General features: G+C 38.7%; 27 protein-coding genes. 7 read left to right on the forward strand and 20 right to left on the reverse strand.

Going from position 1 to position 25226, the window contains the following annotated elements; all coding sequences use genetic code 11:
* Positions 1–34: 34 nt before the first annotated feature.
* From ABFU83_RS10320 to ABFU83_RS10335, 4 genes are all read right to left on the reverse strand, one after another.
* Positions 35–658, reverse strand: a complete 624-nt coding sequence (locus ABFU83_RS10320; protein WP_347065723.1) for a porin family protein — start codon at positions 656–658, stop codon at positions 35–37.
* Positions 659–714: 56 nt separating this feature from the next.
* Positions 715–1839: a cysteine desulfurase family protein gene (locus tag ABFU83_RS10325; RefSeq protein ID WP_347065724.1), complete on the reverse strand. Its 1125-nt coding sequence runs from the start codon at positions 1837–1839 to the stop codon at positions 715–717.
* 2 nt (positions 1840–1841) lie between these two features.
* Positions 1842–2744, reverse strand: a complete 903-nt coding sequence (locus tag ABFU83_RS10330; protein WP_300487394.1) for an EamA family transporter — start codon at positions 2742–2744, stop codon at positions 1842–1844.
* A gap of 73 nt (positions 2745–2817) precedes the next feature.
* Positions 2818–4578 carry an MFS transporter gene (locus ABFU83_RS10335; RefSeq protein ID WP_347065726.1) on the reverse strand — a complete coding sequence of 587 codons (1761 nt, stop codon included), beginning with the start codon at positions 4576–4578 and terminating at the stop codon, positions 2818–2820.
* Positions 4579–4700: 122 nt separating this feature from the next.
* Between ABFU83_RS10335 and ABFU83_RS10340 the strand changes: the two genes are divergently transcribed.
* Positions 4701–5663, forward strand: a complete 963-nt coding sequence (locus tag ABFU83_RS10340; RefSeq protein WP_347065728.1) for a hypothetical protein — start codon at positions 4701–4703, stop codon at positions 5661–5663.
* Between the two features lie 59 nt (positions 5664–5722).
* Here the strand turns inward: ABFU83_RS10340 and ABFU83_RS10345 are convergent, their stop codons facing one another.
* The 3 genes from ABFU83_RS10345 to rocD all read right to left on the reverse strand — a co-directional run bounded on the left by ABFU83_RS10345 (position 5723) and on the right by rocD (position 7840).
* Positions 5723–6277 carry a Smr/MutS family protein gene (locus ABFU83_RS10345; protein ID WP_347065730.1) on the reverse strand — a complete coding sequence of 185 codons (555 nt, stop codon included), beginning with the start codon at positions 6275–6277 and terminating at the stop codon, positions 5723–5725.
* A complete protein-coding gene (locus ABFU83_RS10350) occupies positions 6270–6452 on the reverse strand; it encodes a hypothetical protein (protein WP_136402512.1) in 183 nt (60 codons plus the stop codon). The genes ABFU83_RS10345 and ABFU83_RS10350 overlap by 8 nt, the downstream gene beginning before the upstream one ends.
* A 143-nt stretch (positions 6453–6595) precedes the next feature.
* Positions 6596–7840 carry an ornithine--oxo-acid transaminase gene (gene rocD, locus ABFU83_RS10355; RefSeq protein WP_347065732.1) on the reverse strand — a complete coding sequence of 415 codons (1245 nt, stop codon included), beginning with the start codon at positions 7838–7840 and terminating at the stop codon, positions 6596–6598.
* A gap of 380 nt (positions 7841–8220) precedes the next feature.
* On the opposite strand from rocD, the gene ABFU83_RS10360 reads away from it, so the two are divergent.
* Entirely contained in the window at positions 8221–11304 is a 3084-nt protein-coding gene (locus ABFU83_RS10360; RefSeq protein WP_347065734.1) for a M60 family metallopeptidase, read from the forward strand.
* 120 nt (positions 11305–11424) lie between these two features.
* Here ABFU83_RS10360 and ABFU83_RS10365 read toward each other — a convergent pair whose 3' ends face one another.
* The 4 genes from ABFU83_RS10365 to ABFU83_RS10380 all read right to left on the reverse strand — a co-directional run bounded on the left by ABFU83_RS10365 (position 11425) and on the right by ABFU83_RS10380 (position 14652).
* The gene (locus ABFU83_RS10365; RefSeq protein WP_347065735.1) at positions 11425–11922 is read right to left on the reverse strand and encodes a DinB family protein; all 498 of its coding nucleotides are present in this window, start codon (positions 11920–11922) and stop codon (positions 11425–11427) included.
* A gap of 79 nt (positions 11923–12001) precedes the next feature.
* Complete coding sequence (locus tag ABFU83_RS10370) at positions 12002–12949, reverse strand: YafY family protein (RefSeq protein WP_347065736.1); 948 nt, start codon at positions 12947–12949, stop codon at positions 12002–12004.
* Positions 12950–13001: 52 nt separating this feature from the next.
* Positions 13002–13595, reverse strand: a complete 594-nt coding sequence (locus ABFU83_RS10375) for a DUF1697 domain-containing protein (protein WP_347065738.1) — start codon at positions 13593–13595, stop codon at positions 13002–13004.
* Positions 13561–14652, reverse strand: coding sequence for a HAMP domain-containing sensor histidine kinase (locus ABFU83_RS10380; RefSeq protein ID WP_347065739.1), 1092 nt, complete (start codon positions 14650–14652; stop codon positions 13561–13563). Before ABFU83_RS10380 ends, ABFU83_RS10375 begins: the two co-directional genes overlap by 35 nt.
* Positions 14653–14777: 125 nt before the next feature.
* Here ABFU83_RS10380 and rlmD point away from each other — a divergent pair, with 125 nt between their 5' ends.
* From rlmD to ABFU83_RS10405, 5 genes are all read left to right on the forward strand, one after another.
* Positions 14778–16190 carry a 23S rRNA (uracil(1939)-C(5))-methyltransferase RlmD gene (rlmD, locus tag ABFU83_RS10385; RefSeq protein ID WP_347065740.1) on the forward strand — a complete coding sequence of 471 codons (1413 nt, stop codon included), beginning with the start codon at positions 14778–14780 and terminating at the stop codon, positions 16188–16190.
* Positions 16191–16197: 7 nt separating this feature from the next.
* Positions 16198–16734 carry a DUF6452 family protein gene (locus ABFU83_RS10390; protein WP_347065742.1) on the forward strand — a complete coding sequence of 179 codons (537 nt, stop codon included), beginning with the start codon at positions 16198–16200 and terminating at the stop codon, positions 16732–16734.
* Positions 16700–17419 carry a DUF6048 family protein gene (locus tag ABFU83_RS10395; RefSeq protein ID WP_347065744.1) on the forward strand — a complete coding sequence of 240 codons (720 nt, stop codon included), beginning with the start codon at positions 16700–16702 and terminating at the stop codon, positions 17417–17419. Before ABFU83_RS10390 ends, ABFU83_RS10395 begins: the two co-directional genes overlap by 35 nt.
* A gap of 98 nt (positions 17420–17517) precedes the next feature.
* The gene (locus tag ABFU83_RS10400; RefSeq protein WP_347065745.1) at positions 17518–18117 is read left to right on the forward strand and encodes a hypothetical protein; all 600 of its coding nucleotides are present in this window, start codon (positions 17518–17520) and stop codon (positions 18115–18117) included.
* 24 nt (positions 18118–18141) lie between these two features.
* Positions 18142–18639, forward strand: coding sequence for a hypothetical protein (locus ABFU83_RS10405; protein WP_347065747.1), 498 nt, complete (start codon positions 18142–18144; stop codon positions 18637–18639).
* A gap of 53 nt (positions 18640–18692) precedes the next feature.
* Here ABFU83_RS10405 and ABFU83_RS10410 read toward each other — a convergent pair whose 3' ends face one another.
* The 9 genes from ABFU83_RS10410 to ABFU83_RS10450 all read right to left on the reverse strand — a co-directional run bounded on the left by ABFU83_RS10410 (position 18693) and on the right by ABFU83_RS10450 (position 25111).
* Positions 18693–19052, reverse strand: a complete 360-nt coding sequence (locus ABFU83_RS10410) for a hypothetical protein (RefSeq protein WP_347065748.1) — start codon at positions 19050–19052, stop codon at positions 18693–18695.
* A 277-nt stretch (positions 19053–19329) separates the two neighbouring features.
* Positions 19330–19620 (reverse strand): hypothetical protein, encoded by a 291-nt coding sequence (locus ABFU83_RS10415; RefSeq protein ID WP_347065750.1) that lies wholly within the window; start codon positions 19618–19620, stop codon positions 19330–19332.
* Between the two features lie 82 nt (positions 19621–19702).
* A complete protein-coding gene (locus tag ABFU83_RS10420) occupies positions 19703–20014 on the reverse strand; it encodes a hypothetical protein (protein ID WP_347065752.1) in 312 nt (103 codons plus the stop codon).
* Positions 20015–20587: 573 nt separating this feature from the next.
* Positions 20588–20773 (reverse strand): hypothetical protein, encoded by a 186-nt coding sequence (locus ABFU83_RS10425; protein ID WP_347065754.1) that lies wholly within the window; start codon positions 20771–20773, stop codon positions 20588–20590.
* Between the two features lie 236 nt (positions 20774–21009).
* Entirely contained in the window at positions 21010–21435 is a 426-nt protein-coding gene (locus ABFU83_RS10430) for a hypothetical protein (protein WP_347065756.1), read from the reverse strand.
* Positions 21436–21439: 4 nt separating this feature from the next.
* Positions 21440–23182 carry a T6SS effector amidase Tae4 family protein gene (locus ABFU83_RS10435; protein WP_347065757.1) on the reverse strand — a complete coding sequence of 581 codons (1743 nt, stop codon included), beginning with the start codon at positions 23180–23182 and terminating at the stop codon, positions 21440–21442.
* Between the two features lie 204 nt (positions 23183–23386).
* A complete protein-coding gene (locus ABFU83_RS10440) occupies positions 23387–23800 on the reverse strand; it encodes a hypothetical protein (RefSeq protein WP_347065758.1) in 414 nt (137 codons plus the stop codon).
* Between the two features lie 10 nt (positions 23801–23810).
* On the reverse strand, positions 23811–24524 hold the full coding sequence (locus ABFU83_RS10445) for a type IV secretion protein Rhs (protein WP_347065760.1): 714 nt from the start codon (positions 24522–24524) through the stop codon (positions 23811–23813).
* A complete protein-coding gene (locus ABFU83_RS10450; protein WP_347065762.1) occupies positions 24521–25111 on the reverse strand; it encodes a hypothetical protein in 591 nt (196 codons plus the stop codon). The genes ABFU83_RS10445 and ABFU83_RS10450 overlap by 4 nt, the downstream gene beginning before the upstream one ends.
* Positions 25112–25226 lie beyond the last annotated feature (115 nt).

Genomic DNA, 25226 nt, shown 5'->3' on the forward strand with positions numbered 1-25226 from the left:
CCGGGTAAAAACATATCCGGTATCCTATTTCGTTTTATTTTATTGTAAAATTCATTCCTACATTCAAGGCAACTCTGGAATTTCGGTACGACTTATCCTCTTTTTTTTGAGCCAGATCAGAAAAACCGGATTGACTATCGCATTCTACAAATAATTTAAGTTTGTCTGTAACCGGGATTTTAAGTCCAACTCCCAAAGCCAATCCCCAATCGGTTTGATTAAAATACTCTTTTACATCCCGTTTAAACCGCGAATCTTTCGCACTTAATAAAAAGCCCACATAAGGACCAAGATCCAGGTACCAGTTGCGCTTTTTTCCAAAATGCCAGCTTGCGGTTACCGGAACTGTCAGATAATCCAAATCGTAATTGGTTCCATAAGTAATATAGGGTGTATCTATTAAATAGATTGATCCCCGATTCCATCCTTTTTGATCATAGGTCAGTTTTGTTTTGATACTCCATTGATCTGAAAAGTAATAATCGATCGACACTCCCGCATTCATACCATAGTGCTCTTTTGTCTCTTCACTTCCTTTTTGCACCGTTGCATAATTAAAACCCAGATTCGCTCCGAGTTCTACATCTCCTTTTTGCTGCGCACCAGACTGTATTACAAATCCAAAAACGGCCGCAACAGCCATAATTACTTTTTTCATATTTTTTTTATCAGGCCGCAAAAATAAGACTAAATCAGAAATCCGAAAGAAAAAGTTTACACCGTTTTCAACGCTTCCACCAACAAATCGATATCTTCTTTTGTATTGAAATGACTTAATGAAATCCGCAGACTTGGTTTTTTCAAATCGTCGTCCGAAAGTATTTCTGCCAATACATGCGACGGCTTGATACTTCCCGACTGACAAGCACTTCCGCGCGAAACAGCAATCCCTTTCATATCGAGATTAAACAATATCATCGCGGTTTTATCATTAGAAAACGGCAACAATACATTCGCAATATTATAAAATCCATTTTCACCACCGTTGATCTGCGTACCCGGAAAAGCAGTCTGCAACGCGTTTATCAGATATTGTTTAAGTTCGGTGATCTGATTGCGTTCGGTTTCCAAATTGGCATACGACAATTCTAATGCTTTTGCCATCCCTACGATCTGATGTACCGCTTCGGTTCCGGCGCGCAATCCTTTTTCCTGTTCGCCGCCATATAACAACGGCTGGATTCCGGTATTTTTTCGGACAAATGCGAATCCCACTCCTTTTGGCCCGTGGAATTTATGCGCACTTGCCGCTACAAAATCGACCGGCAACTCCTGCAAGTCCATTTCGGTTTTACCAATCGACTGTACCGTATCCGAATGAAAATAAGCCCCGTGTTGTTTACAGATACGCCCGGTTCTTTCCAAATCCAGAATTGTTCCGGTTTCGTTATTGACATGCATCAAACTCACCAGTGTTTTTTGTTCCTGTCCGAGTAATTCGCTCAGATGTGCGAAATCGATTCCACCATTTGGTAATACGTTTACATAATCGACCGAAATGGCATATTCGTGTTGCAACACTTCCACCGTATGCAATACGGCATGATGCTCCACTTTGGAAGTAATAATACGGTGCACTCCTAAATCTTTAACCGCCGAACGCAAAACCCAGTTATCGGCTTCCGTACCACAAGACATAAAAATAATTTCCTGCGCATTGGCGTTTAGCTGTTTGGCAATCGATTTCCGGGCCGTTTCCAACAATACTTTGGCACTACGCCCGAAACTATGTGTCGACGACGGATTCCCGTAGTCTTCCGATAAAACGGCTACCATCTGCTGTACCACTTCCGGCCGGATCGCCGTGGTGGATGCATTATCCAGATATACTTTTTTCATAACTATACTTCTAACTGTTTTTTATGCCGTCTGAAGAGTAACTTTTCATTAAAAACCACAATCGAAACCAAAATCAATGAATAGGCCGACAATTGCTGTACACTTACCGGTTCTTTAAAATAGAAAACTGCCAACAGGAAATTGATGATCGGATTGATATAGATCATGATTCCCACCGTCGCCGAGCTAACTCCTTTTAACGCATACAAATTTAAAAACAATGGTATTATCGTGAACACCACAACAATGATCAATAAATAACCATAAAACAAACCTTCTGTTGGCAAAGCGCCACTATACACCGGATAAAACGGCAACATACAAATTCCGGCTACCAACAACTGTATATTTAACAGCAGGAATTTATCCATTTCGCTATTTTTGCGTTGGCTCACGAGATACAACGCATAGGTTGCCGCTACAATCAGGCTGTAAAAAATATCCATAAAGTGATTGTACGATAACAATACACAACTAAAAACACTAATTCCTACGGCTGTCCATTGCGCGTTACTGAGCTTTTCGCGAAGTATAAAATAGGCGAAAACAGTTGTCAGAATCGGACATACCAGATAGGCAAACGAAGCCGCCTTAACACTCACATGGTTCATCACAAAGATAAAAAAGAACCAGTTTGCCATTAACAAAACGGAACCTCCCAACGTCAGAAACAGGATCTGTCGTTTATGATTGGGTAGCATATTTTTAAAATTAGCCCAGTCTTTTTTGATGATACTTCTGCGAAATACTATATTGATCAACGACATTAATACCACCCCTAAAAAGACGCGGTAAAACAAAATATCCAGTGAGGGATAATCGTGGATTGGTTTTAATCCGAGGCTAAAAAATCCCCAGATCAAAAAGGCCACAAATGCAGCCAGGTAGTATTTTGTTGCTTTCATCAGAAAATAAAATTCGGAGCAAAGGTAACGATTTCCCCTGCTCCGAATCTGAATTTAGCTTTTTCTTAATCTATTAATGCGTTGCTTTTACTTCTGTTGCATCCACGTCTATATTTTGTCTGGCCAGTATCGATTTTACAATGATCGCAAAGAAAGTCAGGTAGGCAAAACAAATCACCGGAATCACATACGAATTATGAATTCCGATAATATCGGCCAATTTCCCCTGAATAGGCGGAATAATACCACCTCCTAAAATCATCATCACCAAAAAAGCCGATCCTTGTGCCGTGTATTTCCCCAATCCCATAATGGAAAGGCTAAAAATGGCCGGCCACATAATACTACAGGCCAAACCACCCGCCAGAAAGGCATAAATCGCAACAATACCCTCTGTCATGAGTCCGGTTACCATAGCGATAAGCCCCATACATCCAAAAATCATCAGGGTTCTTGCCGGTTTGTCTTTACTCAGGAAGAAAGCCCCAATCTGTGCTACTACGCAAATCACATAATAATACAGCGGTTTCACATCCTGTCCTACCAGGATATTGAGTCGTATAACAATCACAAATGCGATTAATGGCACTGCGATTAATGCTATTATTTTTTTTGTCTGACTTAAATTAAACACACTGATCGCTCCGGCCCAACGTCCGATCATTAAACTTCCCCAATACATGGAAACATAAGGTGCAATTTCAGACGACTTATAGCCTCCGAATTCCTTAAGCCCGAGTAGCTCGCCAAGGTTGCTTCCAATGGCTACCTCCACGCCTACATAGGTAAAGATGGCCAACATCCCTAAAACCAATTGCGGATATTGCATCGCACCCCAGCCTTCGCTTTTTTTCACGGCACTTCGTTTCACAAATAACAAGCCGCCGATAATTACCAATAATCCGCCGGACAACCAGAACATTCTCTTTTTTTCAAGCGGTCCTTTAAGCACAGTTATCTCCGCCTCTATCTTTTTTACCACACGATCGGCCTCTACATGATCATCATCCTCCGAAACAGTGGCTTTTATTGCTTTAATTTCTTTTTTAAGCACTTCAATTTTTCGTGCTTCTTCGCTTTTATAACTATTAAAAACCGGAACAAAAATAACTACCAGCAATACCGTCATCACGATCAGGAAACGCATTGCTTTACCTGCTTTCTCCATTGGTTCGTCTGAAATTCCGGCCGGTACTTTTTTCGAAAAATAGAACATGGCAGCTGCACCCAGAAATAACAATCCTACGCAGATGTATAACAGGATTACTTTGTCGAGTTCAAGGTGTTTGATCTGTTCATCGGTTACCGATGCGGTAGTCCCGAATAAGGCAAGCCCCACAATGATTGGTCCGATAGTGGTTCCGAATGAATTGATACCGCCTCCCAGATTCACCCGGCTGGCTCCTGTTTTGGGGTCGCCCAGTGAAATAGCAAACGGATTGGCTGCTGTTTGTTGCAGCGAAAAACCAAGTGCTACGATAAAAAGACCGATCAACATTCCCAGATATATATTGCTTTCAACCGCCAGAATCATCGCTCCCGCTCCTAAGGCCGAAAACAGAAGTCCGTAGACAATACTCTTTTTATATCCCCAGTTCCCTACGACATCTCTCCCTTTAAAGGTTCCGAAGATAAACAGCAACAAGGCTCCTGTATAATAGGCCGTATAAAAGGCAAAATCGATCAACTGGGACTGGAATTGGTCGAGTGAAAAATAATGTTTACAAAAGGGGATAAAAATACTGTTTCCCGCAGCGATAAAACCCCAGAAAAAAAACACATTAATCAGGGTATACAGCGCCGGATAGTTGGTCTTAGTTGGCGATACTTCCATAAGTACAAGAACTTGATTTAGATTAGTTATGAGTTTCAAATATAGCAATTAAGTTGAATTTCATCTGATCCGTCCGGAGTAAATACAAAAAAAGTTACTTTTGTTGCAAATTCTATACTCAAATGAAAAAAGTTTTTAGCGCATTTGCATGCTTATTCCTTCTGAATAGCTGTGACGACGGTGATATTGTCGTGGAGACCTTTGATTTTGGCAGTGTTGCCGTTCAAAAATGCACCAACAATGACATCTTATTGAAAACCAGTGGTAATCAGTTAATGCTTTTAAATATCAGTCCTTCGTTTTTCAAAAATGAAGAAACACCTCTTAATACGCCAAGAGTCTATACAATTCTTAATCCGACCGATATTATCTATCGTACGTATTCAGGCAGTGTAACTTCTTCCTCTATCTGTTCGATCATACCGCCTTCCACCCCGTCGGTAGTGGATGAATTTAATGTAAAACCCGGAGGAACCGTTGCAATAACCACCACGATGATTCCAACTGTTGATCCTACCTCCCTGTCGACCCAGATCAGCTATAGTCATTTGATTAAATTTAAGAACACGCAGTTTAGCAATAATACTTCAACGCTTTCATTCCCGGATTATCTTTTCGGGACCTACACTTCGGCCAATAACACTTTAAGTTTTTCGTTTCCGGGAGCGGTTCCGCAAAATTGCTCGGACAACAAAATTTATCTTAAAAACGGTGGTCAATTTTTACTGGTCGATTTACCTGCCGGTTCGTATCCAAGTCAGGCCGGAACGCAAACCATCAATTTGGGAGATACCGCAAAGGTGATTTACAGAATGTATTCCTCGTCGGTTACCGGGTCGAATCCTGACTATTCTGCCGTTGTTGCCTGCGCCGGAAGTGCCCCTGTCGCTCCGATTGTTTTAAGCGAAGAATGGATCGCCAGTCAAGGTAGTATTACGATCGTTACAACCGAAATTTTTGATCCGACCAATACAACTGTTATCGGATATAAACACAACCTGACATTCCAAAATATTGTTTACCAAAAAGGCACGCAATCCTTCACTCATCCGCAATATACTTTTGGAGATTACATCACAAACTAATACAACAATATTCTAAAAAGCATAAAAAAAGACCGGACATATCCGGTCTTTTTTTATGCTTAGCGATTTGCATTTTGTTTAAAATAAACCGCTGTCGCTCCCAATCCGTACTTCTGATAATCGGCATCCTGAAAGACAACCGAGTCATATCGTCCCAGTAAAAAATCCAGCTCGGCTTTTAAAATTCCTTCCCCGACACCATGGATAAAAACAATTCTGGGAATCCTGTTTTTTATCGCAAATTCGATTTGACGTTGCGCCGTTTCCATTTGCACTGTCAGGATATCATAGTTTGACATTCCTCGTTTTGAGGGTACCAATTTTTCAATATGTAAATCGATTTCCAGGACAAATTCATCCTTACGGGAACGCTTTTCTTTTACAAAAGAGCGCTTTTTAGGCAGCTCTTTTTCTTTTAAAACAGCATCTAAAGTCATACCTGAATTAAAAACATCTAACTTACTGGATTTATCCATCTTAATAAGTTCGTTGACAAAAAATGTCATCAAAAATCCATCACTAGTTTCCACTAAAACCTGATCCTTTTTTACTTCTTTTACCACGCCACTGATATCCTCATCAAGTGCCGCAACATGGTCTCCTATATTAAACATCTTCTTCCTCCTTTTCCTGATTTTTACCCGGCACTTTCTCCATTAGTTTCATCATCCCGTAAAAGAAAATCACCACTGCTATTATCTGCACCCAGATGTTTGGATGGGGTTGTGTTTGTTCGTACAAGGCCCAGGCGCCCATTCCGAAAAACAACAGTATATACATCGTTTTCATATCACTTGTTTTATTTTATTCAAAAATAGCAAACTTTTGCATTCCTCTTCTTTTCTAACCAGCAACTTACCTTCTGTCGTAATTCCAATAAAAAAGCAGCCCGAAGGCTGCTTTTACAATATAAACAATATTCTAAATTATTTTTACTTTTCGAATTGCTTTAATGTGGTTGTGATAATACCAACACAGTCCAGCAACTGCTCTTCATTCATCACCAAAGGCGGTGCAAAACGGATGATATTTCCATGGGTTGGTTTGGCTAAAAGACCGTTATCGCGTAACGCCATACAGATGTTCCAGGCGGTATCGCTTTCTTCTGTATCGTTGATCACTATTGCATTTAAAAGTCCTTTTCCGCGCACTAATGTACAGATCGAACTTCCGGCAATATAGTCGTTCATTTTCGCCCGGAATAATGCTCCTAATTTTTCTGCATTGACTGCCAGTTGTTCTTCTTCGACTACAGTCAACGCGGCAATTGCTACCGCAGCCGCTACCGGATTTCCTCCAAAAGTAGATCCGTGTTGTCCTAGCTTGATCACGTTCATGATTGCATCGTTTGCCAATACTGCCGAAACCGGATAGGCTCCTCCCGATAAGGCCTTACCCAAGATCAGAATGTCCGGTTGTACGTTTTCGTGTTGTACAGCCAGTAATTTTCCGGTGCGTGCAATACCCGTCTGTACCTCATCGGCAATAAAAAGGGCATTGTGTGCTTCACACAATTCTTTCGCTTTGGCCAGATAGCCTTCGGCCGGTACATAAACGCCTGCTTCCCCCTGAATAGGTTCTACAAGGAATCCTGCAATGTTTTTATTCGATTTAAGCGCGTTTTCCAGTGCAGCAATGTCATCATAAGGTATACGGATAAATCCTTCCGTATACGGCCCGAAATTCTTGCGGGCATTTTCGTCATTGGAAAAAGAGATAATCGTGGTGGTTCTACCGTGGAAATTGTTTTCACAAACAATAATCTGCGCCTGGTTTTCCGGAATGCCTCTTTTTTCATATGCCCATTTACGGCATAATTTCAAAGCGGTTTCCACGGCTTCGGCTCCGGTATTCATCGGTAATACTTTATCGAATCCGAAATAACCGGTTACGAATTTTTCGTAAGCTCCCAATTTATCGTTGTAAAACGCTCTTGACGTCAATGTTAATGTTTGCGCCTGTTCGATCATCGCATTAACAATTTTCGGATGGCAATGTCCCTGGTTGACGGCTGAGTAGGCCGATAAAAAGTCATAATACTTCTTACCTTCCACATCCCAGACAAAAACACCTTCTCCTTTGCTTAATACTACCGGAAGCGGGTGATAATTATGCGCTCCGTGTTTATCTTCCAGAGCAATCGCTTCGGCAGAATTGATTTTTTCTAAAACTGACATGTAAAATAGTATTGGTTTAGTGATCTGATATTCCTTCTTGTAAGGAGAGAAATCATCCTATTTATGCCGTGCAATTTACTAATTCTATTTACAATTCTAACAGTAAAACAAATTTTTAACTGTTTTTATTAACAAAAAAGCAATTATTTTAAGCTTTTTACAATAAATACATATTTTATCACAATATGTTGCAATTCCATCCCTTTTGTTTTTTACAATATTCCGAAACCAACGCTGTCATTCCTTTTTCGCTACTTATTTTTTGTCAATTCTGAAAAACAACTAGACAAAAAAAGCTTTTAAAGGTCATATCAAGACAATATTAAACAGCTGTACTACAATATTTTAAATTTATTCCGTATTTCATATATTGATCAGCAATGAAAAAAATAATTTTCACCCTCTTTGTCACGTTGTTACTTCCCGAGATATCCTTTACTCTGGCAACTGCTCAGGTTTTCCCTGTAAAACCATATAAGGTCACTTCCAGCAGACCGTTTCAGCCCAGACAAGGTCCCGATAAAAGTTGTGACAACAATACTGCGACCATATACCTGTCCGAATGGTCCAAAACCGGAATACCCGATACGCTGGATTACTATTTTTTTCAGGCTCCCAACATCAGCTCTATCGAATATACACCCAGACATGATGGGGCAACCAATGGCAGATGGGGCGAAGTCGAAATATGGGCCGCAACCCATTATCCTTTTCAGTTCCAACCAATCACGACTGTAAACTGGCAACAAACGCAAAATGTCAAAGTGCTGTCATTACCCGGATCGGGAGTCGACAATCCTGTCGTCATACGGTTTATAGTAAAATCCGGTTATGGTAATTTTTCGAGTGTGGCCGAAATGGCTTTCTATTCATCACAACCGCAAATCGACACCAAACCGGATTCATTTTCAATTGAAGCAGCTTCTGTAGCCCATTTAGACGATCTAAAACTTCCTGTTAGCAGTGCCTCCGCATCAAACTATCAGGCCAACGAAGGAATCAGCCAGTCTTTTGACGGAAAACGAAGTACTCTTTACCATTCCAACCATACCCATAAAGCGCTTCCCTACTCATTGGTCTATAATTTTTCCACTGCCGACAAGATGGACTATATTGTCTATCATCCGAGACAAGACGGTAATCGTAACGGTATCTTCGGTCGTATTAAGGTCGAAGCCCGGACGGCTACCGGCAATTACCAGACCGTGGTGGAAAATTATGACTGCGGGTTCAAAAACACCTCGGCCATGATTCCGTTTTCCCATAGCTTTAAACAACCTGCACAGGTGCGAATAACCGTATTGAGCGGATACAACAATTTTGCCAGTATTGCCGAAATCGAATTTTACCAGAAAAGAGAACAAACCGATCAGTATCTGACTATTTTTACGGATCGACTCTATTCTGATTTACGCCCCGGTATTACGGCAAATGACATCAATACCATATCCGATCCTTTTTTTAAAAAACTGGCATTGCATTTATTGGATAAAGCCGATCCCAAAAAGTTCCGGGTACAACACTATCAAGCGGTACCGTCTCCGCTAAAAACCAAAACGATTTTAAAGAATACACATGAATACAGTTGCTATCAGAATCCCACGGGTATTGCTTTTGAAAACAATGCTATTGCGATTGTATTTGTTACCGATTACAATGTATCCAAAGGAAGTGTTTCTTTAAAAATAAAGGATTTTGCCAACGAAACAGATGCTAAAGAAAGTATTTATTTCCTCAAACCCGGACTGAACAAATTTACCGTCACCAATAGCGGACTGGCGTATATCGAGTATAACAGTGATATTCCTGATTTACCCGATGTTAAAATCAACATTACGACCGGAACGGTAAATGGTTTTTTATCAGCCACTTCTTCTTTTGAGGAATGGCAGAAAACATTACTTAACAAAGCATATCCCAAAGTAGATCTGGTGGGAAAACATATCGGTATAAACATCCTTAAGGAACCGCTAATTCAAAATACTCTTTTTAAAGGATCGGAACTTGTCCAGAAATGGGATTCTATTATTGCAATACAATTCCATCAGATGGGATTGGTAAAATATAATCTTGTCCCCCGTAACCGGTTGTTCGCCTGGATTGAATCAAAAGGCGGCTATTATGCCTCAAACCATCACGCTCATTTTGACCTCAGCTGGAATCAAAATGCTCTTACTTCGCCGCATCAGCTCGATATATGGGCAATCGCTAACAGGTTTGGGCAACAAAATCAGTTTCCTAATGGTTTGAAATGGACCGGAACTTTCGAGGTAACCAACATGATTTACTCTGCTTATACCAGTTATATTCTAAGTCATTCCCGGTTAACGCGGTTGGAAACGACAGACGATCCGTATCTTGGCGCTCGTCTTCCCGGTAATTTGTATAACAGTTATTACAACGAATTTGGTCTGAAACAAAAAAACATCATGAGTCGTAGCAATATTTTCGAAAGGCTATTACCTTTCTGGCAGCTACAGCTCTATTATTCCATTGCCGGTGCCGGCATGAACGCTCCAACTCTGGAACAGGTAATAGCCAACAATAACATTGGCGGCAATACCAATTATGCTAACTGGCTCGGTATAATCACACAGTCTTTACGGAATGCTCCGTACAATGGGAAGCCGGTCAGTAACGGTCAGCAAATGATGAATTTTGTCAAATATGCGAGTGATGCCGTTCAGCAGGACTTAACCGATTTTTTTATTAAATCCGGATTCCTGATCCCATTTGACGCAGTTGTAAACGATTATACGCCTGGAAAAATCACGATCACTCAAGCCAATATCGAGGCAACAAAAGCCTATATTGCCGCCAAAAAATATCCCAAACCCCGATCGCCGGTACTACATTATATTACCGCACGAAATATGTATATGTATAAAAACAATCTGAATCCGGAAGGCACCATCAACACCGGATTTACAATTGACAATACTATCGCTCCCGGAAAAACCTATTATCGGATTGCGCATACGGTCTGGAAAAATGCCGTCGCTTTCGAGACAATTACAGCCGACAAAAAGGTGCTTTTTGTGACGACCTATGCCACTGGCGATCTTACCGGAAAAACAACCTTGGTTTATTTCCCTAAAAATGCCGGGAATATCTATGCTGTTGGAGCTGACGGAACCCGACTACCAATTCTTTCCCGGTTCCAACCGGAATCGGTAACCAAAACCATTCCGGACAAACCCAACGAATTTGAAGATACCTATTCGGACACCACTATAAAAATATGGCCAAATCCGGCCAGAAACAGTTTTAAAATAGCTGCCGACAGTACCATTTTTAAAAGAGCAACAATGATCAATACAAAGGGGCAACCCGTTAAACAGTTTAGTCTCAACGGAACCAAAAGCATCAGTGTCACCAACCTGCCTATTGGAACTTATCTGATTGTATTGGAGCGTAATGATCATTCAAAAATTATCAAAAAAATAGTTATCAATCGTCCTTAAGCAGCGAATTGTTTTGTTTCCCGATAACTGTACTTCCATGCAGTATCAAAAAAAGAGGCTGTCCTTTTGAGACAGCCCCTTTTTCTATTTTTATTTTAGTAACCCGGATTATAACAAATCCTACATCATCACCTCATCGGCACTTGGGCCATAACTTCCCGGAATCGGAATGTTTAGCAATCGTAAATAGACTCCCAACTGCGCACGGTGGTGTACAATCTGACAATAACACATACGAATTACTTCATATTTGGATGAGGTTTTGTAAATCTGATCTCCGTTGCGTAACGTCCATTCTTCCCAGAATTCTTCTTCATCATTGTCTTCCAGCGCTTTGATTCCTTTTGCAAGCGACTGCTCGAAAAACTCCAGCAACTCAGCCGTATTTTTTACGTCTTTCGGCTCGTACGGATTGTTTGCAAAGTCAAGTTCACTGGTGGTTAGTACCATATCCACCCATGCGGTTAGTTCGGCAATGTGCGCTGCCAATACTCCCATTTTCATACTTTTCGGATGTGGCTGCCAATCTAATTTTTCAGTAGGCACGATGGATAGCATTTTTCGGGTTGTAGCGGCTTCCTGTACTAATTCTTCCTGTAACAATGTGATTAGTTTCATATAATGTATCGTTTTTTTGTTTAACAATACAAAGGAACAACCGGTTGGTGACAACCCTATGTCAACAGGTTTTTAAAGTTTATTCTTTTTGTAAAATTTTTTCGGCCAGCTCTTTTACACGCACTTTTAACGAGGTCGGTTCCAGGATTTCAGCATAGTCGGCAAACATAATATACCAACGGGCAAAACCTTCATACAACGATTCAGTCAGGAAGGTCATCTCAATTTCATTCCCCTCGATCTTTTCACTCACAAAACCATAATAATGCTTTCGTTCCTGCAAATACATTCCTATGGTTTTATCGACCCGAATCACGACTTTTTCTCTTTTGAAATGTAAATCCTGTTTGATCTGCTCCTGATATTTCTGAAGGGAAGCGTGTTCCTTTCGGAAAGGTTCTCCGGTTAACAGAATGGCAACCACTCTATCGGCACGGAAATGCCGGTAATCCGAACGATAATGACAATAGCCTACAGTATACCAATATTCGTTTTCATAGTAAATTCCGATGGGTTCGATGAGCCGTTCCGTATTCTGTTCGTTTCCAAAAGCACGATAGGACATTTTTACAATGCGTTTTTCCGAAATCGCTTTTAAGAGTACATCCAGGCTGTTTTCCGGCGCTGTTGTATTTTTTTTCTTTTTACGGACATGAATATGATCTTCCAGTCCTTCGACCAGGTCTTTTTCCGAACCTCGTAAAACGGACTTAATTTTATACATTGCCGAACGGAAATTATTTTGAATTGCAGTTTCAGACAACTTTTCCATCAGTTTTTCAGCTGTTATAAAAGCCATGGCTTCATCCTGGGTAAACATCACCGGTGGCAACCGATAACCTTCGACAATCGAGTAACCTACTCCGGCTTCTCCGTAAAGAGGCACCCCGGCTTCTTCCAACGTACGGATATCGCGATATACCGTCCTAAGACTAATATTAAACCTATCGGCCAGATCCTGTGCTTTTACTACTCTTTTGGACTGTAACTGAATTAAAATTGCCGTAATGCGGTCAAATCGGTTCATAGTTGGCTGCTTTATCTGTCAAATGTAAAACAAACCAACAGCTGTTCAAATTTTATTTTTTAACAACCGTTCCGATTTCTTTTGGCGTATTATTTTTTCGGGATTCAAACAAAGCCATCAACTTCGTTACCGTATTCCAGTTGCGGGAAGTTGCCGTTACCTTGAGTTTGCCTTCAATCCAATTATTGGTCATTTTGGAATTTCCGGCCGAGTTTACATAATTCAGATATAACGCTCGGCGGTCGGTTGCCATTTGAAAGGTATCGGGCTGTACAAATTCCGGTTCGAGACGTGTACTGTTTTCGGCGGTCGGTTCGGTAGCAAGAAACGCGACATAAAGCTGTTTTACGGGAATATCCGGTTCGTTTAAATAGGGATTGTGCCTAAAAATACGAAGCAGGCTGTTTTCCGATACCGCCACAACCGGTACCTGAAAAGCATATTTTTCCATTAGTAGCGTCGTAACCTGTTTTTCAATTTTCTCCGGATCCGATTCGGGTGTATCAACAAAAACATTCCCACTCTGAATATAGGTTTGTACGTTCGAAAAACCGGCTTCCGTTAACAGTTTACGCAGGTCTTCCATTTTGATGATTTTCTGTCCGGATACGTTAATCCCTCTTAACAGGATGAGATGTGTGTGCATGATGGTTGCGTTTTTTTAAGATTACCGTGAATTTGGACCCCAAGTCCGTCCCTTCGCTTTCGGCATAAATGCTGCCATTGCTGCGTTCCACTATTTTCCGGCAAAGATACAATCCTATTCCGGTTGACGGTTCTTCATTGGTTCCCGGGCGGGAAAGTTTACTGAACTTTTCAAACAACTCATCTTTCCGGCTGTTTTCAAATCCTATCCCTTTGTCCCTTACAACAAAAACAACACTATCATTTTCTTCCATTATATATAGGAGAATTTCCGAACCGGTATAGGAGAATTTGATGGCATTATCTATCAGATTCATCAATACACGTTGCAAATATTCTTCCTTCATCACTACATCAATCTTATCGACTTCCTTTACCACTCGAAAAGTCAGTTTTTTATTGCTCAGTTTCTGATCGGATACTTTTTCGATCAGTCCGATAATTTCATCCAGCCGGTATTCCTGATTTTCGGTTGCGGTACGCGAAAAGGCTTCTTCTTCCCGCAATAATGCAATAAAGCTTTCTAAAAACCCCAATTGATGTGTTGTCGATTCCAGAATCAGTTCCGCATAGTTTTTTATTTTATCCGATGGTTCTTCTTCCAATATAAACCGGGCTAAAAACTGAGGTGTAGAAGCGTAGTTTTTTAAGTCGTGGGATAATAATGAGATGAGATCTTTTTTTTCACTTAGGAGGTCTTCATTTTCATTGATCCGCATTTGCAGGTTGGTCAGCAATATTCCTACTTCATCGGTATAACGGGTTGGTAGCGATGGTATTATTCCTCTCTCGCCATAGCGCACCAATGCTTCCGAAGCTATTTCCATGGGTTGTACCAGTTTTCGTAAAATCCAAAGTGTGATTCCGGTTGCCACCAGCGTTAAAATGAGCGTTATCGTAAACAATACTCCCGGCGAAATGATATTGGGATGAAAAAGAATATATATAACAATACCTATTAATGGGATATGAATCCCTAAAAAAGCTACAAACAGGAATTTAAGTGCATAACTTTTTCTTAAAAATGGAATATTAGACAACCAGGTGTATAATTTCATAGGGCAGTGAATAATTATGACATTGATTGTCTCAAATATAGAAAATCAAACATTACAAATTGTACCATAAATAAAAAAAGTAGGTTTTAGCACTTTACAATCCTAACAATCCTTATTTTTGCCCCATGGGAAGAAAAAGAACAGATAAAATCGTTTTTGATACAGTAAAAGTCCTGGATGCAGGCGCTAAAGGTGTTTCGGTTGCCAAAGCACCCGATGGAAAAGTAATCTTTATTCCGAATGTAGTACCGGGTGACGTGGTTGATGTACAAACCTTTAAGAAACGTAAATCCTATTACGAAGGGAAAGCTGTCCATTTTCATCAATTTTCGGAATATCGAGTTGATCCGGTTTGCGATCATTTTGGCGCTTGCGGCGGATGTAAATGGCAAAATATGAACTATGATCGCCAGTTGTTTTACAAAAACCAGGAGGTCTATAACAATCTGAAAAGAATTGGAAAAATTGAATTACCGGAATTCGAGCCGATACTCGGTTCGGAAAAGCAGTTTTTCTACCGCAATAAAATGGAGTTTTCGTTTTCGAATTCCCGTTGGTTAACCGAAAAAGAAATCCAGAGTGAAGAAGATTACAGCAATCAGAATGCATTAGGATTCCATATTCCGCGAATGTGGGATAAAATTCTGGACATTACCAAATGTCATTTACAGGAAGATCCGTCGAATGCGATTCGTAATGCGATTCGTAGTTTTGCCAACGAGCATAATCTGCCCTTTTTTAATCCGAGACATCACGAAGGTTTATTACGTACCCTTATGATTCGTACGGCATCAACTGGCGAGATAATGGTATTGGTACAGTTTTTCGAAGAAAACCTTGAACAACGCGAATTATTATTAAACTTCCTTGCGGAACGTTTCCCGGAAATCACTTCGCTGCAATATGTCATTAATAGTAAAGCCAACGACACGCTATACGATCAGGATATTAAACTATATAAAGGTAGAGATTATATCCTGGAAGAAATGGAAGGATTGCGTTTTAGCATCAATGCGAAATCGTTCTACCAAACCAATTCCGATCAGGCATATGAACTTTATAAAATTACACGTGACTTTGCCGGGCTAACCGGAAATGAGCTGGTGTATGATTTATATACCGGAACGGGTACAATTGCCCAGTTTGTGTCTAAAAAAGCCCGTAAGGTTATTGGCGTGGAAGCCGTTCCCGAAGCCATAACCGATGCGAAAGAAAATGCAAAACGCAACAATATTTCAAACTGCGACTTCTTTGTAGGCGATATGAAAGTCGTTTTCAACGAGGCTTTTATCGCAACGCATGGTAAACCGGATGTTATCATTACCGATCCACCACGTGACGGTATGCATAAAGATGTGGTCGAACAAATTTTAAAAATTGCCCCGGAACGTGTTGTTTATGTAAGCTGTAATTCGGCAACACAGGCACGCGACCTGGCTTTGATGGACGAAATGTATAAAGTGACCCGTGTACGTCCGGTGGATATGTTCCCACAAACGCATCATGTGGAAAATGTTGTACTTTTGGAAAAACGATAATCGATCAATGAAAAAACTAAAAACTTTTGCTATCGCTTTTATACTCGCCAATTCGTTTTGGAGTTGTGAGAAAGACGATATTTGCCCCGACGGTACGCCTACAACGCCAAGTGTGATCGTCGAGTTTTATGATGTTAATGATCCTACCGTTTTAAAAAATGTAACCAATCTTAAGGTAATTGCTTTGGGAATGACGGAAGGTATTGTTTTTAATACTGCCGCGCAGGACGACTCCCGTTACCTGACCAATGGAAATAAAATAAAATTACCGTTGCGTACCACGGAGGATAATACTACCTATCGTCTTATTTTAAACGCTAATAGTACCAATCCTTCTCTGGTGAACGAAGATACGCTTAGTTTTTCTTATGCCAGAACCGATATCTATGTTTCCAGAGCCTGTGGCTATAAAACGGTTTTCCAATTGAATGCCGACAATCCCGTGCTATCAACAAATGATACCAATCCATGGATTGGCTCAAAAATAACCCAACAATCCAATATTCAAAATGAGAATCAGACACACCTTAAAATCTATTTTTAGTATTGTCCTTTTAGGGTTATCACTGACTTCGGTTGCTCAGGATTCCATTCCTAAAAAGACGGAGCGTTATGGTATTCGTGTAGGTGCCGATCTGAGTCGTTTGGCACGTTCTTTTTATGAAAAGGATTACCGCGGACTGGAGCTTGTTGCGGATTATCGCCTTTCGAAAAAAATTTTTATCGCCGGGGAAATTGGAAATGAAGACCTTACCGATAACGAAGCGCAATTGAGTTATACTACTAAAGGAAGTTATTTTAAAGCCGGTTTCGATTTTAATGCGTATGACAACTGGCTGGATATGGAAAACATGATTTATGCCGGAATGCGCTATAGTGTGAGCACCTTTAGTCAGCAGTTAAATTCTTATGCCATTTACAATACCAATCCTTATTTTGGAGAAAACACGCTGGAACCCAATCAGAAATTTGACGGTTTGACCGCGCATTGGGTAGAATTTGTGGCCGGAGTAAAAGCCGAGATTTTCCGCAATCTGTTTCTTGGTTTTAGTGTTCGCCTGAATTATCTGATCTCAAATCAGAAACCGGAAGGTTTTGACAACTTATATATTCCGGGTTTTAACCGAACGTACGACGGAAATTTTGGTGCCGGATTTAATTATTCCGTTTCCTATTTTATTCCGCTTTATAAAACGGCTAAAAAAACCGAAACTCCTAAAAAGAAATAATCGAAAAGCAGCGGAATCCGTTGCTTTTTTTGTTTATAGTCGTTTTTACCAGCCACTTTTTTTATATCTTTCCTTTTCAATACTTCAAAAGTGCTAAAATGAAACGATTTCCTCTGCTCCTTATTCTGTTTATTTTTTCCGTTTCCGGTTATTCGCAAACCATAACGGCAGAAAATTTTGAAGCCAACTTCGATACCTTGCTGGCCAATATGGACAAAGAAGATTGGGTAGTTACCGAAAAGTTAAGTTCCGATTTGCTACGATATGCCGATCCCAAATCAGAATTAGACCTGGAAGCAAAAGGGCTGCGTTATATGTATATTTATTCGGTAGCCGGATTACTAAATGAGAAAAAACTATCGAAAGAAAAAGCGCTTGACAAAATAAAACCTTTAAAAGGAAAAGAGATGATCATGCGCGTACTTCCTTTTAACAGTAGTTGTTATATCAATTGTGTTCATTTGGATAAAGACAGAAAAAACACTTTTTTTTCCGGAGTAAACAATAATGAAGGGACGCAGATTTTTTCGTTTGAATATGTGACCATTAAAAACGGTATTACAGAATCGGAGGCAGAACTGAAAGGAAAATACATTAGTCTGCGAGGGAAACTCAGCGAAATTTCTGTCGAAGGTCAAACACTACCTCACTTTAAGCTGTTTTTTACCGAGGGAACTTATGAATTTATGGAGCCATAATATAAACCCATGAATCTTTTTAAAATGAAAAATAGTATCGTGTTACTTCTGATGATCGGCTTGTTTTCCTGTCAGCCCAAAAAAGATACAGACACTCCCGAAAATAACATTTCAGAAGCCTCTAAAGCCACCATTGACTATACCGTAGCAACGCAATTTATATCGGATTATGTTCATTTTCTTGATCATTCTACCGATCCAAAAGCGACACTGTCGTGGATACAAAACAACAAACTCCTGACATCCAGTTTTAAAGACCGCTATAGTCATATCATGGAAGAAGCCTGGAAAGAAGATCCCGAGTTAGGTCTTGGCTTCGATCCCGTTTTTGACGGTCAGGATTATCCGGACAACAACTATACTATAACCGCGATCGATTCCCTTTCCGGTTTTGTCACCGTGTCTTCCGAGAGCTGGAAAGAGTTCGCAGTGGTTATGCGCGTGGTACAAAACGGAAAACTATCTCTGGTGGATGGTTCGGGTATTATTAATATACCGGAAGATAAAAGAGCACAGCGGTAAGCTTTCTAAAATATTGGCCTTTCTTTTATTTGTTTACATTTTTAAAAACCGGACTAACCAACACTGAGGTAAGTCGTCAGATAAGCTTCATAAACTCCTTCTTCATAATTTAAGACCAGATTTTCAAAATCTAAACTCGGTTTATCTCTTGTGATTAAAAAATTATAGGAGTGACGTTTCTTATCCGCTATATAGACCACGGTATCGATATTTACCGTAAAATCATAAAGCGGATCATATAGTGTTTTGACTTTAGGAGCTTCCAATAATAAGTCATCCCATTCGTCTGTGACTCTTCTATCATATGTAAGTTTTTTAATCAATATACTATTATGCCGTCTTATACCTTCTTTAAAAGAACTTTGGCAGCCTACCATAAAAAACAAAACACCTAGTAAAAGTTTCTTTTTCATCAATACGAATCGTTATGTTTATTTTTTTTGACACCTTCCTTTTAAATATGATTTATACTATCATAAAATTCAGGCAACCGTGCAAAAAATCATCATTATGTCTTAACTGTCGTTTCATGAAGATAATTTACGGGGGAATACTTTGAGAGGAACACTACAGGAATGGGGAAGTTCCTTATCACGTCATTTGTATTGCTATAGCAATTTTACAAGTTAACTGTTTCAGAGATATATTGCTATTTACAGATAGGACAAGAATGGGCATGAGAGAAACTTTTTAATTCATCTGTTTTAATAAATCTTTATAATTCAATGAATCAAATACAAATTCCGATGCTTTGTTCTGCAAACATTCGTTCACAATAATCGGATAGTCTTTTACTTTCTCGACTCGAACCATAAATCGGTATTCGTTTTGAAATTTAAATACCGCGACCGCTTTTTGTCTGTCGATTATAGTGTATTCTAAATACTTTCTTTTACCATCGTAATCGTGATATTCGATTTTGAACAGATGATTTTCTAATGGTTTCTCTTTTTTCTCTATTTTATACAACCTTGTTTCCATCCCACCAACAAGTAATTTCTTTTCTGTTATTTCAATCGGATTATGATATCCAAAATCGCACGGTGCATACAAATAATAATTATTATGATATCGATATAGCGGTACCCATTTTTCGGTTTTCTTTTTCGGTTTTCTTTTTCGGTTTTCTTTTTCGGTTTTCTTTTTCGGTTTTCTTTTTCGGTTTTTTACTCCCTTTTACATTAAAATAAAAAAAGGCCGTTAACGAAATATAATAACCCGATTCTTTATTAGGCTCTATATATATTTTTTGAATTTTATCATGGATTAAAAAAATCGTATCCTTTTTAATCTGTGCCCTACCATGTAAAACATTTAGTAGTATAAATAATAGTATTGTTATTTTTTGTAAGCTGGCTTTCTTTTTCTGATGCATGCTAAAGTGCCTTATTATAATATATTCTGTTTTTATTAACTGCAATTTAAATTTAAATAAATACTCTTATTTGTCCTTTATCCATTGTACTTATAGCTATTATTTTACCTTGCTTATCCAATAATATTGGAATGATAAAATCTTTATTTGTATTTATAAATCCATAGTTAATCTTTTTTTATTAAATGCTTCGTGGTAGGCATAAACCGTATAAGTTTGGGAAGTTATCTTCTTTTTGATTTCATCCAACTGTAAGGAAAATAATTTAAATCGTTCTTGTTGTTGTAACGTACTTTGTTTGATAAAAGCATTATATATTTTTTCATTTTCAACATTATTAACAATACTTTTACAAAATTCATTTACCAGATTTTGTCTTGTGAAAATATGATATTGCATATTAAAATAAGGCTCAAAAAAAATGTTTTCATAATAACTTTAATTACAGTTTCCTAAACATGGAAGTAGACTCCTGCAGTTGTATTTCTTTTTATATTAGCTGGTATGACCGCTGAGTTTTCTAAAAGTCATACTGGTCTACTACTTTCCCTTTTCTATAATATTTTACATTTTTTAAGAAAAATGAGCCGTCTTCTTTTTGAAAAAAATCTTAATTATAGAATCTGTATTTGTAAATTTTTCATATCCGTTTATATTGAATTGTTTAGTGATGATTTTATTATCAGGATACTCCTCCAGAACTCCTTTAATAAAAACGGTATCTGTTTCTTTTTCAGCACCTGGCTTTTGCCCTTTCATCACATATCCAAAAGGTATTCCTGATTTTTCTTCCCATGATAAAATTTAAAATATTCTATCAGAGCATCAAACTCGCCAATATTAATTCGCTCTATCTTCGTTTTATATTTTCGTGTTCCTAATTGCTCATAAGTGCTGCATGCGGAAAACAACAGTATAACTATAATAAATTTTATACTACTCATTTTATTTCAATCTAAAATCCAGATATCAATGTTTTTATAGACACCTCACTATTAATAATCCTTTCCCCATACTTGTTTTCTTTTTTTAATATGTTTTTTATAGGCGGCTCTTGCCTCTATGTCTAAATCCTTACTTGCATAATAATGCAAACAATTGGCAGAAATATAATTTTCATTTCCGTCGCAATCATCACAATGCCATGGTTTAGGCATATTTTTAATGATCTCAATTCCTAATAGTCTTGCAGAATCAATCTCTGAAAAATCAATTTCGTCATAAGGATTAAATAAATCTCTCTTTCTCATTATCATAAAAAGTGTATCATTTTGAATACCTTCTTTTAAGCATTCATAAAAAACATAATCTTTATAGGCCATGATCCAAGCGTTATTACTTTTTTGATAATCAAAATTCTCTCTTCTATTTATAGAACAAGAACAGATAAAAAAACATATCAATACTACACTTTTTGTCATATTTTTAATTTAAAATCCAAATATCTATATATGCAATTGGAGCTGGTGGAGTATCATAAAAATGACATCCGTTCACACACGTTCCATCTCCTTTTATCAAATCTGCATGGCCAGACGCCCATTTGGAATTAGATGATACCATCGAATAAATCCCTTTTAAACTTGCTGTAAGTTTTGGAAAGTTTTCACCCTTTATTCCACCTTCACTACCTGAAATCCGTATATGAAAAGGATTATCTGGACTAATCCCAAAGGTTTTTTGCATCCATTTATTTAATGCCTTCGCATTGAGAAAATAATACTTCCCATCATCTCCAGATACCGTTCCTGCATCATCTTTTGTGGTTACTATATGCGGGATTGTAATACCAGAATAATTTAATGCCCGGGAGACTTTAAGAGCGCAGTATCCTCTAACGCTATTAGGATATTTCGTATATAGGTCTAAAATTTCTCCTCCTATTAATTGAGCAAGTTCCTTACCTTTTATTCGCGGGTATGCGCTATTAAAATCATAAAAACTTGGTAATTGCTGTTGCGGAAATGTAAGATCCGGGTTATCCCAGAATTCACTATCGTATTCGCCGTCTTGCCCTTCAACCTCTCCCAAAAACCAATTCTCAAACTGTTCCCAAGTTACCTCCGGATGTGACACCAAATAACCAATCGCCCAAACCGCAAATTCCGTAGTCTTTACATCCATTAAACCAGTTTGATTATCAAAATGTTCCTGCAGGTATTCAGCAATTTTTTTACCATTAGTCGTTCGCCACCATAAAGGATCAGGCACAACCGATTTCATTCTCGTTTTAAATAGTTTAAAATACAAGGCAAATTTTAGTTTAAACACAGGTTTGGTAAAAACCGTAATACCACCGGCTCCTGAATTAGAATCGCTGCTATCAAATTTCGGAGGTGGCAAATTAGGAATACCTGTGTTATGACCTGTATGCCCACCGTTATGTCCGCCGGAACTGCCTTCTGTATAACCCGAATTGTCTGCCGTCGATGGCGGATCGTAAACTCCGGTATTGACTCCGGTTCCCATCCATCCGCCCCATCCGCCATTGGATACACCTCCATGGGAAGTTCCACTACTGGATGAACCTCCTGAAACAGTGCTACTCGTCTGCCCGCCACTGTTTAACTGATCCATACAATCCTGATCGATAACTTGCATCCATTCACTATGCGTTACCTGTCCCTGTTCGTTCCATCCTACCGGTCTTTTTTCCCATTTAACACATGGGCTTGGCCTTTTCCGATCCGTTACCGATGATTCCGGATCAAATGGAGTAATGATCACTCGTGTTTCCTGGTTTAACAAATTCTCCGGATGTGCCAATTGTACTGCTGTAAAATCATATCGGATCCGGTAGGCCGTATAATTTCCCTGTTCGTAATTTAAAATCAGGTTTTCCAATCCCGGAACATAGTCCTTCCTTATTATCGAAAAAGTATACGAATGCCGATTCTCCTTTTCGATATACACAATTTCATCGGTGTTTAGTGTAAAATCATGTTCTCCGTCAAATGGTGTTGCCGTTCGAAAACCCGGTAAAATCGTTTCCAGTTTTTCCATGACCTTATATTCGTACTGTAATTCTTCCAGCGAAAGTGTTTTACACACAATTCGCGTTGTATTGTTCGGTTCCGGTTCCTTAAAAGATTCCGGTTCGCAGGCGGTAAAAAGAAGTGCAAAACAAAAAAAGCCCCCAATCCCCAAACGTCTTAACTGTCGTTTCATGGCAGATAATTAACATTATTTATGGGGGAATACTTTGAGAGGGACACTACAGGAACAACGTGTTCCTTATCACATCATACTATTGCTGTAGCTACTTTACAAGTTAGTCGTTTTGAACTATATTTATTAGGTAGAGATAAGACAAAAAGAATCAAATTGGACTCAAAGTAAAACACTCTTATCGTTTGAAAATGGCTTCTGGTTTTATTTGATATAGCAAATCCCTTTGATATTTTCTGTGGTAAATAAGTCCCAAACAACATCTTTAGTTTTATCAAATCGAATTAACACTCCATTGTAATTAACACCTGTAATATCTTTTCTTTGATAAAAATTTTCACGGAACGATGATTTTAATACTAATTCAAGTGTATCGCCTTCTTTTATTGGGATACAGTTTTGTATTTTAGTTTTCGAGGATACTATCTTAAATATAGAATCATTCTTTTTTCCGTAAATCAGGTAAACATTTTTAATAGAATCAATTCTCACGATCTCATAAACAGCTTTGCTTGATTTTACACCATCATTTTTTCCTCTCAGAATTTTATTGTTTTTTTGGGCCGTACCGTTAAAGAGAGCTACAATTAAAAACACATTAAATAGTACGCGCATCATACCTATCGATTTATGGGTAAGTTTGAATTATTTGAGGTGCTTTTTTTCCATCCTGAACGGAATATGTTGCACTTCCGTTTTTATATAACACTTCTCCTGTATCATTACCTTCGCTATCTCTATAATCAAAAAAAACACCACCTGATGGAGGTGTAGCTGCGTCATGAGAAGAATTATAAACTTCCATTCCTCTTGGCTTAGTTGTACTTGGCGTTGAATAACCTGCTTCTTGTGCTATTTTACCTCCCTGATATGATTCTGTTACTTCATGTAATGTATCGGCTCCTGGCTTCTCATAATAAGTACTTATTGTTTCAAGTATGTTGGGATTAATTTCCTGACTTGTAGATACTCTATCTGGTTTTATAAGTAAATCGTTGGTGACAGTATTTCCCATAAAAGCTCCTCCTAACATTTCGGTACCTTCACTCGTCACTTTTGTATTTTCAGCCGTAACATTAACTGTTATACTATGATCATCAATTGCATTCACTAACTGTGTCGCATCTGCTGTCAATGGTCCTGTGCTATTTTGTGTATAGGTTACGTTACCATTATTATCCATACTTAAAGATAGTTCTTCGCTAACAGATTTTTGAAGTTCCGCAAAAGCCTTTTGACTTTCACTACCCAAAAGTACAACATCAGTTGGCTCGCTACCATCAGTTGCTAATTTAGTAAGATCATTTAGCACATCCCCATAAGAAATATGTTTTTTCGTCATTTCTGTTGAGGTTCCAGTATTGTTTTTTTTCCTATTCCGTAGTCATAAAACTTCATTTTATAAACCGACAAAATAAGACTCCAATCATCCTGCCATTCTTTGGAATGATACTTATAATCTTCCAGCTCATTCCAGATTACTTTCGGATCTGTTGACAGATACTGAACCGTCTTCATCTTAATACCAAATTTCGATGTCGCCTCATAGGTAATCCTATAAACTGTGTTCTTTCCTCTTTTATAATGCAAAACTAAGGTTTCCAATCCCGGAGCAAGATCATTCCGTATTATCGAAAAAGTATACGAATGCTGATTTCCTTTTTCGATATAAACAATTTCATCGGTGTTTAGTGTAAAATCATGTTGCCCATCAAAGGGTGTTGTCGCTCGAAAACCCGGTAGAATCGTTTCCAGTTTTTCCATAACCTGAAATTGGTTTTCTAATTCTTCCAGCGAAAGTGTTTTAACAACAACTCGGGTTGTGTTCTTTGATTCCGGTTCCTTAAAAGATTCTGATTCACAGGCGGTAAAAAGGAGTGCAAAGCAAAAAATACTCCCTATTCCCCAACCTCTTAACTGTCGTTTCATGGCAGATCATTAAAATATTCACGAGGAAAATATGGTTAGAGGGAGACTACAGGAATGGCTATTCCTTATTACGTCGTTTGTATTGCTATAGCTATTTTACAAGTTAATTGTTTTA

The organism is Flavobacterium sp. WV_118_3, from assembly GCF_039778605.1.
In the GTDB taxonomy this organism is placed as follows: Bacteria; Bacteroidota; Bacteroidia; order Flavobacteriales; family Flavobacteriaceae; genus Flavobacterium.

What these genes read in the sequence shown, in the direction of transcription:
- ABFU83_RS10320 (WP_347065723.1), bottom strand. Translation starts at nt 658, where the DNA reads ATGAAAAAAGTAATTATGGCTGTTGCGGCCGTTTTTGGATTTGTAATA.
- ABFU83_RS10325 (WP_347065724.1), bottom strand. Translation starts at nt 1,839, where the DNA reads ATGAAAAAAGTATATCTGGATAATGCATCCACCACGGCGATCCGGCCG.
- ABFU83_RS10330 (WP_300487394.1), bottom strand. Translation starts at nt 2,744, where the DNA reads ATGAAAGCAACAAAATACTACCTGGCTGCATTTGTGGCCTTTTTGATC.
- ABFU83_RS10335 (WP_347065726.1), bottom strand. Translation starts at nt 4,578, where the DNA reads ATGGAAGTATCGCCAACTAAGACCAACTATCCGGCGCTGTATACCCTG.
- ABFU83_RS10340 (WP_347065728.1), top strand. Translation starts at nt 4,701, where the DNA reads ATGAAAAAAGTTTTTAGCGCATTTGCATGCTTATTCCTTCTGAATAGC.
- ABFU83_RS10345 (WP_347065730.1), bottom strand. Translation starts at nt 6,277, where the DNA reads ATGTTTAATATAGGAGACCATGTTGCGGCACTTGATGAGGATATCAGT.
- ABFU83_RS10350 (WP_136402512.1), bottom strand. Translation starts at nt 6,452, where the DNA reads ATGAAAACGATGTATATACTGTTGTTTTTCGGAATGGGCGCCTGGGCC.
- rocD (WP_347065732.1), bottom strand. Translation starts at nt 7,840, where the DNA reads ATGTCAGTTTTAGAAAAAATCAATTCTGCCGAAGCGATTGCTCTGGAA.
- ABFU83_RS10360 (WP_347065734.1), top strand. Translation starts at nt 8,221, where the DNA reads ATGAAAAAAATAATTTTCACCCTCTTTGTCACGTTGTTACTTCCCGAG.
- ABFU83_RS10365 (WP_347065735.1), bottom strand. Translation starts at nt 11,922, where the DNA reads ATGAAACTAATCACATTGTTACAGGAAGAATTAGTACAGGAAGCCGCT.
- ABFU83_RS10370 (WP_347065736.1), bottom strand. Translation starts at nt 12,949, where the DNA reads ATGAACCGATTTGACCGCATTACGGCAATTTTAATTCAGTTACAGTCC.
- ABFU83_RS10375 (WP_347065738.1), bottom strand. Translation starts at nt 13,595, where the DNA reads ATGCACACACATCTCATCCTGTTAAGAGGGATTAACGTATCCGGACAG.
- ABFU83_RS10380 (WP_347065739.1), bottom strand. Translation starts at nt 14,652, where the DNA reads ATGAAATTATACACCTGGTTGTCTAATATTCCATTTTTAAGAAAAAGT.
- rlmD (WP_347065740.1), top strand. Translation starts at nt 14,778, where the DNA reads ATGGGAAGAAAAAGAACAGATAAAATCGTTTTTGATACAGTAAAAGTC.
- ABFU83_RS10390 (WP_347065742.1), top strand. Translation starts at nt 16,198, where the DNA reads ATGAAAAAACTAAAAACTTTTGCTATCGCTTTTATACTCGCCAATTCG.
- ABFU83_RS10395 (WP_347065744.1), top strand. Translation starts at nt 16,700, where the DNA reads ATGAGAATCAGACACACCTTAAAATCTATTTTTAGTATTGTCCTTTTA.
- ABFU83_RS10400 (WP_347065745.1), top strand. Translation starts at nt 17,518, where the DNA reads ATGAAACGATTTCCTCTGCTCCTTATTCTGTTTATTTTTTCCGTTTCC.
- ABFU83_RS10405 (WP_347065747.1), top strand. Translation starts at nt 18,142, where the DNA reads ATGAAAAATAGTATCGTGTTACTTCTGATGATCGGCTTGTTTTCCTGT.
- ABFU83_RS10410 (WP_347065748.1), bottom strand. Translation starts at nt 19,052, where the DNA reads ATGAAAAAGAAACTTTTACTAGGTGTTTTGTTTTTTATGGTAGGCTGC.
- ABFU83_RS10415 (WP_347065750.1), bottom strand. Translation starts at nt 19,620, where the DNA reads ATGGAAACAAGGTTGTATAAAATAGAGAAAAAAGAGAAACCATTAGAA.
- ABFU83_RS10420 (WP_347065752.1), bottom strand. Translation starts at nt 20,014, where the DNA reads ATGCATCAGAAAAAGAAAGCCAGCTTACAAAAAATAACAATACTATTA.
- ABFU83_RS10425 (WP_347065754.1), bottom strand. Translation starts at nt 20,773, where the DNA reads ATGAAAGGGCAAAAGCCAGGTGCTGAAAAAGAAACAGATACCGTTTTT.
- ABFU83_RS10430 (WP_347065756.1), bottom strand. Translation starts at nt 21,435, where the DNA reads ATGACAAAAAGTGTAGTATTGATATGTTTTTTTATCTGTTCTTGTTCT.
- ABFU83_RS10435 (WP_347065757.1), bottom strand. Translation starts at nt 23,182, where the DNA reads ATGAAACGACAGTTAAGACGTTTGGGGATTGGGGGCTTTTTTTGTTTT.
- ABFU83_RS10440 (WP_347065758.1), bottom strand. Translation starts at nt 23,800, where the DNA reads ATGATGCGCGTACTATTTAATGTGTTTTTAATTGTAGCTCTCTTTAAC.
- ABFU83_RS10445 (WP_347065760.1), bottom strand. Translation starts at nt 24,524, where the DNA reads ATGACGAAAAAACATATTTCTTATGGGGATGTGCTAAATGATCTTACT.
- ABFU83_RS10450 (WP_347065762.1), bottom strand. Translation starts at nt 25,111, where the DNA reads ATGAAACGACAGTTAAGAGGTTGGGGAATAGGGAGTATTTTTTGCTTT.